The sequence below is a fragment of the Agaricicola taiwanensis genome, from assembly GCF_014635245.1.
Classification (GTDB): Bacteria; Pseudomonadota; Alphaproteobacteria; order Rhizobiales; family Methylopilaceae; genus Agaricicola; species Agaricicola taiwanensis.
In genome coordinates this window covers 1-11,821 of sequence record NZ_BMCP01000012.1, presented here as the reverse complement: position 1 = coordinate 11,821, position 11,821 = coordinate 1, and the positions used below count along the sequence as shown (strand labels likewise).

Annotated in this window: 7 protein-coding genes; 1 reads left to right on the top strand and 6 read right to left on the bottom strand. The window is 59.1% G+C overall.

Going from position 1 to position 11,821, the window contains the following annotated elements; all coding sequences use genetic code 11:
* Positions 1-143 precede the first annotated feature (143 nt).
* The 6 genes from IEV58_RS17975 to IEV58_RS17945 all read right to left on the bottom strand — a co-directional run bounded on the left by IEV58_RS17975 (position 144) and on the right by IEV58_RS17945 (position 10,740).
* A complete protein-coding gene (locus tag IEV58_RS17975; RefSeq protein ID WP_188411282.1) occupies positions 144-3,206 on the bottom strand; it encodes a DEAD/DEAH box helicase in 3,063 nt (1,020 codons plus the stop codon).
* Between the two features lie 46 nt (positions 3,207-3,252).
* Positions 3,253-4,068, bottom strand: coding sequence for a Hachiman antiphage defense system protein HamA (locus tag IEV58_RS17970; RefSeq protein ID WP_229729583.1), 816 nt, complete (start codon positions 4,066-4,068; stop codon positions 3,253-3,255).
* Between the two features lie 164 nt (positions 4,069-4,232).
* The gene (locus IEV58_RS17965; protein ID WP_229729582.1) at positions 4,233-5,684 is read right to left on the bottom strand and encodes an argonaute/piwi family protein; all 1,452 of its coding nucleotides are present in this window, start codon (positions 5,682-5,684) and stop codon (positions 4,233-4,235) included.
* Positions 5,681-7,501 carry an SIR2 family protein gene (locus IEV58_RS17960; protein WP_229729581.1) on the bottom strand — a complete coding sequence of 607 codons (1,821 nt, stop codon included), beginning with the start codon at positions 7,499-7,501 and terminating at the stop codon, positions 5,681-5,683. The genes IEV58_RS17965 and IEV58_RS17960 overlap by 4 nt, the downstream gene beginning before the upstream one ends.
* Positions 7,502-7,575: 74 nt before the next feature.
* Entirely contained in the window at positions 7,576-8,757 is a 1,182-nt protein-coding gene (locus tag IEV58_RS17955; RefSeq protein WP_188411278.1) for a Fic family protein, read from the bottom strand.
* 357 nt (positions 8,758-9,114) lie between these two features.
* Positions 9,115-10,740, bottom strand: a complete 1,626-nt coding sequence (locus IEV58_RS17945; RefSeq protein ID WP_188411274.1) for a hypothetical protein — start codon at positions 10,738-10,740, stop codon at positions 9,115-9,117.
* 379 nt (positions 10,741-11,119) lie between these two features.
* On the opposite strand from IEV58_RS17945, the gene IEV58_RS17940 reads away from it, so the two are divergent.
* Positions 11,120-11,473 carry a DUF2958 domain-containing protein gene (locus IEV58_RS17940; protein WP_188411272.1) on the top strand — a complete coding sequence of 118 codons (354 nt, stop codon included), beginning with the start codon at positions 11,120-11,122 and terminating at the stop codon, positions 11,471-11,473.
* Positions 11,474-11,821 lie beyond the last annotated feature (348 nt).

The window sequence follows — 11,821 nt, the reverse complement described above, 5'->3', positions numbered from 1 at the left end:
TGGCGGGCCATGCGGGATAGCGATGAGAACTATGTGTATTCTATAGCCCTCTATGTCCCTCCAAAATGAGGGGAAGGTAGAGCTGCGTCACAGTCATTAGATGTGCGTTCCGCTCTGGGCTCTAGCTACCCGGCATGGCCGCGTTAGGCCCATCCTCCAAGCTCAGCAGCGACCTTGACGAAATAGCTCGGAATGTGCGCGAGCACCGCGCGTACAATCTCCTCTTGCTGGCAAGCTGCGCGGACGCCGCCGCGGTCGACCACATTTCCCCAGACGAGACCGAGAAGGCTCGCTACATGCCTATCCGCGAACCCGGCCTCGTGAAACGCAATCGCCGCGCGATCAGTCAGGCCGTATTTAATCTGCTTTTGCAGCAGGCTGACGCCCGTGTGCAGTGCGTCGTCCAAGCCCTCGGTCAGGTCCGCTATCGATGCAACGATCATCGCAACATCGTAGCCGAAGCCGCTCTCGCACAGCGCGACAGCATCTTCGACGGTGACATGGTCACGCCCGACCCGGACTCTTGCCTCAGCCAATATGTCAAAGATCACGGCATAGGATCTGCCTGCCACCCACTCCTCAAGAGAGCGCGGAACTAAATTCTGATCGCTAATCGCCTGGATCGCGCGGGACGTGGTGAAACGGAGTGCCAACGGAGAGATTTCGGCGAATAGCCGGTTCTCTTGCACTGCGGTCTGCAGGGTTTCCAGGTTCTCAGTCAACCAAGTTTGGAGTTCTGCAACCGCCGCCGGCGGTAGGGGCGACCGTCGAATAAGCGCGCGCTGGTCGCCATCGGTGTTGGCCGTGATCGAATCCCCGATCGATCGAAACACTTCGACGAGACGAACCCGCGTCTCCTCGTCAGCAAGGTGATAAGCCAATGTATTAGCGGCAAGTTCACCGATCCGCGCTGCGACGTCCTCTCCCTCGGCAAAGGTCATGTTGGCAACGAGGAAGGCGGCGATATTCTGGACAGCGCGGGCGCGACCTTCGATGAACCGGCGGAATTCCCGCTCGCTGATGTTAGGTTGCGCGGCGAGCGCTGCGTCCACGACCTCGTCTATTCGGGCGGTATCGGCGAAAGCGAGGTCGAGCCAATCGGGCGGAATCTCTTGGACGATCGGCGGTTGGCGCTGCTGATACGCATCGAACAACGCAAGGATCGAGCTGCGAGAGGGTTCAGAGTTTCGAGCATCGAGCAGTTCGGTTGCGCGGTCCCACGTCCATCGGCCGCGAAATTGCTGCCGCTGATCATAGATGGACGGGGTCGAGAAGATGACACTGCCTTCGGTGTGCATTCCTGCGCGACCGGCACGACCCATCAGATTGTGGAAGTCGCGCACCAAAATCTGTTCGCCGCCTTGGCGCGTCGATGTGACAATCAAATATTTGAGCGGGAAATTCACGCCTTGGGCTAGCGTCGAGGTACAAATGACGAACTTCGCCAGCCCCTCTTTCATAGCATGTTCGATCGAGAGCCTGATGCCGTGCGGCGTGTCGGCATGATGAGCGAATATTCCCAGCCCCGCTGAGCGGGTGGCCGACGCGCCAGCTCCGAGCTCAAGTTCGCAAAGCGCGCGAACCTTCTCTACCTCTGCGGCGTCCGAGGTTTCAATCGGCCATTCAAGGGCGACCCCGCGATCGACGATCTCGACAGCACGCGAACAGATTTTCGTCACGCTGTCTTTTCGGCCGCAGAAGATCGCAACACTGCCGTTGCGCACGACGTGCAGCCCCAGGAACAGACCGACGTCGCCGCCGGTCTTCTCAGGAAATCTACGCTGGGCAGTTTCCCTGCCGCGGAGCGGTAGAGCGATGTCGCTGATAATGCGAGGCACGAAATATTCTCGCTCAGCCGGATCCTCCGGCTTCACATATTCGAGTCGCCCGCGTTGGTCCTGCCAGCTCGCAAAAGCGATGCTTTTGGTCGTCGGTAGCAGACCCTCGGCACCGACAACCGCATCGGCATCGCCGATCAGCCATGCAGCGACATCCGGCGCGTTGCCGATCACGGCAGAGATGAGAATGATCTGGGTTTGAGCGGGGAGCGACATGCGCAGCGAAGTGAGGAGGAGTTCGTAGGTCGGCCCCCGGGTCATTCCGTCGAATTGATGTCCTTCGTCATAGATCACCAATCCGATCCTCTGGGCGAGGTCCGGAGCCCGGCGCATCATATAGAGGAGCTTTTCGGGCGTCACGATGAGCACAGAGTCTTCGGCAAACAGCGCATCGAGTGCGAGGTCGAATTGATAGGCGTCTGATGCTTCGTCCAGGCGCACATTCTCACCGGCAAAAGCCGTTACCAGGTCGCCTCGGATGTCGTGGCAGAGCGAACGATAGGGTGCGACGATCACTGCAAGGTGTGCTCGACCGGATAGAAAGGCCGATCTAATGATGATTTCGGTGGCGCGAGTCTTGCCAGCGCTGGTCGGCATCTGAATGACCACGGAACGTCCAGCGAACACGCCAGCATCCGCGATCCGCTGCTGAGCAGGCCAGAGTTCGATCGGAAAATGCGACTTCGCGAGCGCTTGGCGCCACGCGTCCGGCGCCAAGCCTGATGCTGTTGGCAGGATTGTCCGGGCAGAATTTCTAAGCTTGAGCGCACACAAAGCGCCAGCAATGTCGGCGTAGAGCAATTCGCGCGGTGAGCCGGATCGGTGGAAATACTCGCGGATTCTGCGGCACGCTTCGGCAATGCCATCCGCCCCGGCCTCGAAGCTGAAATAGCCGGCTAGCGCCTGGAGAAGCTCAGTCGTCGCCGCTTGATGAGCATGGGCCGCCTCGGCCGGAACGAAGCTGTTCTTGAGGATGCTGTAGACGAGATGACCAAGCCCGCCCGCGAGGTCGAGGCCCGGCTCCGTCATGTGCCGAATGATTACCGTCGCGCTGCCGACATTCCCGGCGATGTAGTATGCCGCTGCGCACAGGAGTGAAAATTCGGTGTCTAAGTTGGCATCGAGCTGCGCGTTCAAATATGCATCGAAGAAAACTGAGGAAAAGCGTAGCACATCTTGCGGGTCCTCATCCAACTCGTCCCAGCCGGGCGGTTGAGGAAGCGCGGCCGGTGCCACTCCTGCAACATCGAGCGTATCTGCGACGGCGGCCGCGACATCTCCCAAGATGCCGATTGCCAATGAGAAGAGGAGCGACGGGTCGCGCGGCAACGCATTGAAGTCCGCTGGCGCGACGCGGAATTCGTGCATCTTTGCCCGTGCTCGCGCGGTGGATAGGATGGTGAGCGCGGTCGCCTCAGGCCTCATCGGCTGCCCTCTCGTAAAGCGTATGTACGAGCTTCATCAATGACGGTCCGCGGATAACCAGAAGGCGCAAATTCTCTTGGTTAAAATGAGCCGCACCGTTGGTCGCCGCCATGTCGGTCTCGGCGAAGACGGCCTCGTCGAGAATGGCGGCCGCTCCGTTGATCCGGCGAAAGGGTCGGTCGGCCTCGTTTTGAAAGCGCTCGACCTTTCGGGCATCGCCCATTTCGCCCCGATCGAAGAAGCGGCGTTTAATCGCATTGAGGCTCATGCCCTCGCGAAGTCTGTCCTTTACGCTGTCATCGATCGCATCCTGGAGCCGGTTCGCGCCGGACGCAGACATGCCAGATTTGGACTCGAAGATAAAAAGCTCGTCGGCCGGACCGGGGTTGTCCTCGTTCGCGAACTTGAACCCGATAACATCGCAACCCTTTGTCGAGTCATTTCGGTTCCAGCGATCCTGGTAGCGCAGCTCGCGTGGACACCAATATCCTAGGAAATATTCGATGAAGTCGGCGACGACGATCTCGCCAAAATCTCCCGATCGGAGGCTCGGTCCGGGTGCCACCTTCGCATCGGGGAAGAGAATGGTCCTTAGATAATCGGGGTGGCCGAGTCCCGTTCCGCCAGCCATGAACGGTAAATCGGCATCGGCGATGTAGTGGTTGCGGAAATGCCGAGCCCAGTTTGAAAGGATTTCAGCGTCATCTTGCGGATTTAGTTCCCATATCTCGATTTCACGGCCACACGCCGTTGCTTGACGCTCTCCAGTATCGACCAGCCATTTCAGATAGCTCGGTGTCGTCACGGTATGCCTCCCCCAAGGCTGATAAATAATATGGCGTCGATTCGAAGCCATCTTTGCAATGCAGAATGCGCGCGTCTCTTACGAAGTATAATTTAAGTCAGATTTCATAATTAGTTCTCAGCAATACCATCGCTTCGGCTCATTTCTAATTTGCAGAAACCTCCTCACATGAACAACCGATAAGGATAAACATTCCGAGGTAGGTCCGGGACGTTCGCTATCGTGCGGGCCAGTTTCTGCGAATAGCGAATGCTAACCGGCACTGGGTCGTAGAGCGCGTCGTTATTCCAATCCATCTTCGTGAGGGCCAACGCCTCATGGGCTGTGAGTTCAAGTGGCCCGCTGCCGGCATGACGGATCAGTTGTAGCGGCCGGGGAATGCTCTTCTTGCCCTGATAGTAATCGCCTTTGGTTGAGACCTCGGGAGCATTGCCCGCCACCCATACCAAGGCAGAATTGCCCGTGCGGATCACCATCGTCCCGCGCGGCACGGGAAACCCCGAAGGTTTTGACGGCGGTTTCTCCACGCCCGACTTGATGAGCCAGACGCCGCGCCAGCACGATACCGAACTGACCTCGACGCACTCTATTTCCGCTACGCCGGTAAGCGCATCGAACGCGCCCTCGATTTCAACCTCCTTGAAGGCCGTCGTCTTATGAATGACCATGCGTTTTGGTAAGTTACCGCCATTGCGCCCCTGATAGAGTGCCAGGCTACGGGCGAGGACCGCGCGCATGTCGTCGCGGCTGAGAAAGGGGTTCCTGCGCGCTTCGGCCACGTCGGCCACCGGGTCTCGCGCCTCGAACGCAACGAACTGCATGCCGCCGCCGTCCATGTCGAAGACCTGCGAGCAGCACGTCACATAATGCGCGTCTTGTTGGTCACCGCGCAGGGCATAAGCCAACCCGATATAGGCAGTGTCCGCCGGCACCCCTTTCAGTGGCGCGAGCTTCCATGGCGTGCCCGCAGCCTTCACATACAGTGCGGTTGAAAGGCGCCACGCGAGCGAGGCCTTAAAGCTGAAGGTGAAGACGCGATCGTTCAGAACCTGGGTCGGAATACTATACTTGGCGCCCAGAGCCTTCAGCACGTCGTGTGCGTCAAAGAATTTTCCGCGTGTCGCCGTGTCCCAGCTGTCAGGAAAGTGGACCAGCACAACGTCGAACTCATTGCGAACGGCGTCGAGGCGGCGTAGCGCGGCATCCATTGCAAGATATAGGCGATGCTGCGCGTTGCCGTCGCCCGGCAACTGGTCGAGGTGTTCAGGCCACTTGATGTGCGCGCTCGCTGGCGCGGGATCGAGTGACACGCGGAATAGGCGCTCAAAACCAGGATATTCCGGCACATATTCTGATCGGTCGGAAGGCCGATGCACGCCGCGCAACAGCTTCATCAGGTCGCCACGACGATGGAAAGCGCTCTCCGGGCCAACCGTCGCGATTTGAATGCGGGGAGTGTATCCGCTAAACGATCCTTTCGAATACGGCCCGAAGTTCAGGAGGCCGCGCAATGGATGGACATCTACCTGGGTGGCCTCGGATGGCGAAAACGACAGGTCCGGCTCATCCAAGAGCGTGAATGGCGGCAACTCGGTGAGGGCTGGGTTCGCCATCATTTGCTCCTGTCGAAATAGGTATGGTGATGCGATGGTCGGCTAAACCCTGTGACGGGTGACACCTTGAACACGGCATCAATGCCAGTGCCCTCTTCGAGCCCGAAGGCACTTCGAGTCGTGCCTCCCGTTTCGGTTAGAAGCTGTGCCCAAGCCCCAATAATGCTGGCCCAATTCCTATTATAGCGCGGAGCCCATCGCTCGCGGCGCCAGTCACCGGCAGGATCACCTCGGCGCTCGGCTCGCATACCCATCTCAGCCGGAGCTTCTTCGGCGACCAGACCCTCCGCACCTTCCGTTTTGGGAGTGTCTTGTCGGGGCAACTGGACGAACGTGTAAGGCTCGAAGCCGCACCACCACTTTCCATCGACCTGTTCCAGCTTGAGCTGGACACCCTCCTGAAACGGGAAGCCAAGTTTGGGTACAGTGCCAAACAGACTGGTGCCGTAGGCATCGCGCAGCCGGGATAGGGTTTGTTGCTGACGCCGCGTTCGATCAGGATCATCGCCGTCGCGCGGTGTTGCAACGACGAGCGAATGGCCCGAACGCCTGTAGCGTGGGATGAGCGGGCGCTGTCGGGCGAGAGATCGCACGAGCGTGTCGTAGAGCAATCCCATCGCCCAACTATCGGCGACCGGATCTAGGTCGATCGTTCCAGCGAGCGATGGGCCGAGCGGAGCCAAGGCGTCCAGGATTTCTTGATCCCGCCCGAACACCGCTAGCTCACGCCCCAAAGCGGCCGCCGTCGCCCGACATCCCTTCGCCTTGAAGATCTCGCGCACCTCTGCGGATGTCGTCGGTTGGCTCAACCTGATGCGCCTAGCCGCGGTCGGCATCGATTGGAGCAGAAGTGCCGAATAGCGCAGCACCGGGAATGCGCGGGCTTTAACATTTGGAATCTGAACGGGTACGAGACGCGGCGTAGGTCGCCCTTCCATCACCCGATCAAGAAGCGGCTTGGGTAAATCGGTTACCTTGATGATATCGGCAGCCAGTTCGTCGAAGGTCGCGCACTCAACGACGGCCACGTCTACGCCAGCCGCTCCGGCGCGCTCTAGGAATTCGATCACTGCGGGCAGTAAACGCGAAGCTGACGAGGTGAGCCAGTACAGTCCGTTCGGAAATGGCGACGGCGCATCGAGAACCGTGTTCAGCGCCTCCATGATCGAAGCGTCGCGTCCGCTATAGCCGACGAAGACCATTCCGAAGCGCTTGCCGGATTCCACCAGCACATGCCGCATCCGGGCGTCCTGTTCCTCTAGTTCCGATCCCGTGTTTTTAATCGCGATCGACTGATAATCACCGTGGAGCTTAGCGACCAACGGCCAGTCCGATTCATTGAGGCACCGCATGGCACGGTCGGCTGAATCAATCGCCGCCACAGTCGGGCGGTTCTGGTCGTCTACTGGCAGAATCCCATTTGCCGAATGCGCCGACTCCTCGATGAGCGGATCGAAGTTGGTCGTGAAAACGCAATCGACCTTGCCGGCAGCCATAAGACTGCCAAGTACCTTGTGACCAAAACAGGGAGTACCCTTGGAGATTGCATCATCGATATATTGTCGGCGATGCCGGGCTTCTGGATACACCGCTTCGAACGCCTTGGCATATTCCGTAGGATCGCCGTCAGGCGGCAACAGTGACGTTTGCCGGAAAAAGGCATCAATCCTGTCGATCCAGACTGGATCAGCCGTATCGATCTCCCGCTTTGACAGGTTCGTCTCACGGCAAAAGATTTGCGCCTTGAAATCGCGGATCATGGCATAGCCGGTCGGAATGCCGGAGGCGGCCGATGCGCCGGCGCCAAGGAACCATGCCACGAGATTTGGCCTAAGATTGAAGGGGGTCGCAAATTGTGCGGCGGATATAGTTTTTATCGGCACAGGCTCCCCTCTTAAGTCGTCGTGGGGAGCGGGTCGGTTCCCTCGCTCAAGATGGCGAGATATCGCCGGTAACTAAACACGCGCCCCCGTTTGCGCCCGGTAATTTCCTCGACGATGCCGAACCGTTCCAGGTCGGCGAGCGCAGCATTGACCGTGGGAGCCGAAAGCCCTGTTTGTTGAACGAGCTGGTTGGCGGTCAGGAACGGGTTTTGCTGAAACAGATCGTGGATACGCAGTGCAGAGCCTGCCCGGTCGCTCTCTGTCGTGATCCGTTCGCGGTCTTCCTTGAACAGATCAACAATACGGGTAGCGGCCTCGAACGCCTGATTGGCCGTATCCGCAACGCCGGTGAGGAAGAAATCGAGCCAGGCTTCCCATGCCCCGTGCTCGCGCACCTCCTGAAGCAGTCGGTAATAGTCGGCGCGATGAGTTTTCAAGTACAGACTCAAATAGAGCAGCGGCTTGCGCAGCACACCGTTGACGCACAGGTACAACGTGACCAGTAAGCGGCCGATCCTGCCATTGCCATCAAGGAACGGTTGGATGGTCTCGAATTGGACATGCAGCAGGCCGGCCTTAATCAGGGCGGGTAGACGGGAGCCGTCCTCATGCATGAAACGCTCAAGCGCATCGAGACAACCGTCCATCTCGGTCGGCGGCGGCGGCACGAACAGCGCGTTGCCTGGACGTGAGCCGCCGATCCAGTTCTGAGACCGCCGAAACTCGCCGGGATTTTTAGTGCCGCCACGCCCGCTTTGAAGTAGCCGTTGGTGCATCTCGCGGATCAGGCGCAGCGACAGCGGCAGGTCTTCCAGCCGGTCCAGCCCATATATCATTGCATCGACGTAGTTCGAGACTTCTCGAATGTCGTCGATTGGCTGACCGGCCCGCGCCTCGGTCTCGAAGCGGAGCAGGTCTGAAAGGGTGGACTGCGTTCCTTCGATCTGGGACGAGAGGACTGCTTCCTTCCTTACATACATGTAGAGGAACAGCTCCTGACGCGGGAGCAACATCGTGATCCCGTCCAGACGACCCAACGCGCGTTCGGCCAGGCTTAGCCGCTCCAGAAGGGCCAGCACGTCAATCGGCGGTTCGGGCGGCAGTGAGGGCGGCACGAAGGCGCGCACGATTTCCCCCGCAACAGGGGTCTCGACAAAGCGGCCTAGCCGGAGGCTGGATGCTGATTCGGACATGCGCCCACTATGCGGGAGCAGCCTTATTTAAGCAATTGGCCCTTGGCTTAAATAGCGGGTGAAGTAAGGTAAGCGCATTTAAATAACGGTCGACACCATCATGGGCGTGTACACGCATAGGGCTTGTATCAGTAGTCTTCCACTTTCAATGACGGAAACCCTGCCCGCCGGGCCGCATTCGCCGAATGTCCGTTACCGACAACACGGTCGATCACAAACAATCGATCCCTCATACACGTCAGGATTATGTGCGGCACACCCAGCGCTTCGCAGCCTTCCTGAAGCGACCTCCCGATACCGCAACGCTTGAGCAGGCAAGCCAAGGGCAGACCCGCCATCCTGAACTTAGGCGCTAGGTCACTCGGCGGCGTCCAACTCGCCATCCAACGAGACGACAGCAATCGCCGAGGCTTGGAACTCCGGCTGGTTAGATTTCGTGGGAGCCATCCATGATGGCACTTTTCCTGCGGCCTCGTCGGCTTCGAGTTGCTTGGCGACTTCGGCAAACGGATGATGGAAGAAATGCTGGTTGAGAGCGTCGGCAAGGGCCTTCTCTTTGCCTGCCCTCGCCAACGCCAGAACGGCATCGCCGTCTTTCCAGTCGATCTTCGCCTTTACGCGGCGGACCTGTTCTTCTTCCAGCTTCGCCAGCGCATCAGGTGCGATGCTGCCACTCGTCCAGATTTCGAAGCGCTGCTCTGCCTCGCGTAAATACCCGTGCTGAGCGTAATGAGCGCGGAATGTGGGAATCTTTGCGAGCCATTCCTCCACCTCTGCCAGACTCAACACACCGCCTGGCTCCTTACCCTTGCATTCAATGGCCGTGACGACTGCGTTCTGGTTGGTGATCGTCTGAACGTCGATATCGGCTGTCTTCCCGGTGCTTGGGTCTTTGGCAGTGACGCCCATATCCATGGTCATGGCTGTGCGCCTTGCAAGATAGCCCGCCACCATCTCGAACAGGATGCCCCGAAGGTTCTTGTTGCGCCCTTCGATATCGAACAGGTTGTTCAACAGCATGGTGAGACGTTCGGGGCTCGATGACGCATATTTCGCGGCATTCTTGAGCACTTCGCAGAGCGAGGCGATTGCCTCGCCGACACGCTTCCCGAACAGGTCTTTGGGGGTTGCCAGCATAACGCCCGCCGCATGCCCTGCGGTCATTGCTTCGCCCGTGAAGCCTTCCGCAACGATGATCGACAGAATGCCGATACCCTTGAAGCTGGCTTTGAGAACCCGAGCTTTGCGAATGAAAAACTGAATCTCATGGACGGTCAAAATGCCTTCGGCGAAAACGTCCGCCACAACAAAGCCCGGCTTGTTTGCCGATCCCTGTAACGGTAGGAGATAGCTCGGCCCGGCAAGATCGAATGCGAAAGGCCCAATCGGCTTCAAATCTTCGTCGCCCCGGATGCGGATAGCGTTGTAGCTCGCGAGGCCAATTTTTCGACACCATTCGCGCAGGCCATCCAGCAAGACACGTTCCGTAATGTCTCTCGCCCGCATGGCAGCGGGCGTGCCCATGGCTAAGCTCGGAGCCGTGTGGAAACAGCGGCCATATTCCGGGTCGTGGAATTCTTTGAGGAAATCGGACTTTATGAGACGGCTGGCGACCGTATCAGCCGGAACTTGCCCGGTCTTCGGCCTGACCGTCGCACCGCTTATAACGGCGAATTGCTCGGCAGGAATTATGCCGCCCCGAGCGATCACCCCGTCGATAGCCGTTGCCGTAATCGAATTGGTTTCGCGAAGATCGCGCAGGAAATTTTGCCAGAACCGTTCGCCGTTACGATCCTTCTCCAGATAGAGGAACGCCTCGCGCTTAGGCAGGAGCGGAACAGGAAAGCTGCGGATCGGCGGCTTGGCTCGCGATACGCGCTGACGCGCCGCCTCTGCGGATAAACCAGATGCGACAAGGGCCTCAACGATCCGTGAGGAACGTGAGGGACCATGCTCGGAAAGGTACTGCGCAACGTTGGTCATAAGGCATGTCACACTACTTAATTTATTAATAGAACTACCTTGATGCCTCTCGCTTTTCAAGGCGTGCTGTAAGTTGTTTTAAATCAATAACTTACACAACATTTTTCGACGGCGATTTTTTGGATTCTGTCACAATGGTTTTTCAAGCCCTGTTTCTGACCTGTTTTCGCGTCCGAAAAATAGGTGCTGGGCATTGCCTCTGGCGGCGACGCCTCCATTTATATCCCTTTCAACGAGGACCATCGAACGCTGGCCGCCGCCGCAGCGCGGTCAAGCCCGGCCCGCACCAAACCGTGTAGGGCCTGACCACGCCGCTCGATTGCGTCGGCCGGTCGCCTCCTTGCCCTCGATGGGAGGGTGACACCGAATGGAGGCACTCATGGCCGAACCGCTCATCACGGACGACCAACTCGCCCAGCTCCTCGCCAATGGCGCGCGCAGCGCCGCCGGCGCGAGCATCGACCCGAAACCCGTCGTCAAGCTGTTCACGCCCGACGCCGGCGCGACCTGGCTCATCACGGAGGCCGATCCCGAATACCCTGACCGTCTCTTCGGTCTCTGCGATCTTGGCCTTGGCGAACCGGAACTCGGCTATGTCAGCCTCGCCGAGATCCGATCCGTTCGCGGCAAACTCGGCCTTCCGGTCGAACGCGACTTGTATTTCACGGCCGACAATCCGTTGAGCCTCTATACGAAACGCGCCCGCGACGCCCGCATGATCGTCACTGATTGACACTATCGGGACAGCGCCTCGCCCCTTGGGCGGGGCGCTTTCGCATGCTCATACGATGAATCTCCTTGCAATACGATGCGGCGATCAGGATGGCAGGGTTTCAGGCCAGCCGCCTTCCCATATCCTGATTCGGTCCACACGCCCGGCCGCCGCTTCGCTCTGGCCGGGCCGGTTGCTTGGGGGCGCTGCCCCCTGGCGCGGCACAAGGGCGGCCGGGCGGTATCCCCAGCCTTCCGCGCGGATACGTGCTTCGCATCTTCGTCATCACTTCGATCCGCTTGTGCAGGCCGGGTGATCCCCCTCCGCCCGTCCGCCCTTGCACCTTGCACCCCCCGGTCTCGCCGACGG

Coding starts and splice junctions, on each gene's coding strand:
- IEV58_RS17975 (WP_188411282.1), bottom strand. CDS start 3,206: ATGCACGAATTCCGCGTCGCGCCAGCGGACTTCAATGCGTTGCCGCGC.
- IEV58_RS17965 (WP_229729582.1), bottom strand. CDS start 5,684: ATGATGGCGAACCCAGCCCTCACCGAGTTGCCGCCATTCACGCTCTTG.
- IEV58_RS17955 (WP_188411278.1), bottom strand. CDS start 8,757: ATGTCCGAATCAGCATCCAGCCTCCGGCTAGGCCGCTTTGTCGAGACC.
- IEV58_RS17945 (WP_188411274.1), bottom strand. CDS start 10,740: ATGACCAACGTTGCGCAGTACCTTTCCGAGCATGGTCCCTCACGTTCC.
- IEV58_RS17940 (WP_188411272.1), top strand. CDS start 11,120: ATGGCCGAACCGCTCATCACGGACGACCAACTCGCCCAGCTCCTCGCC.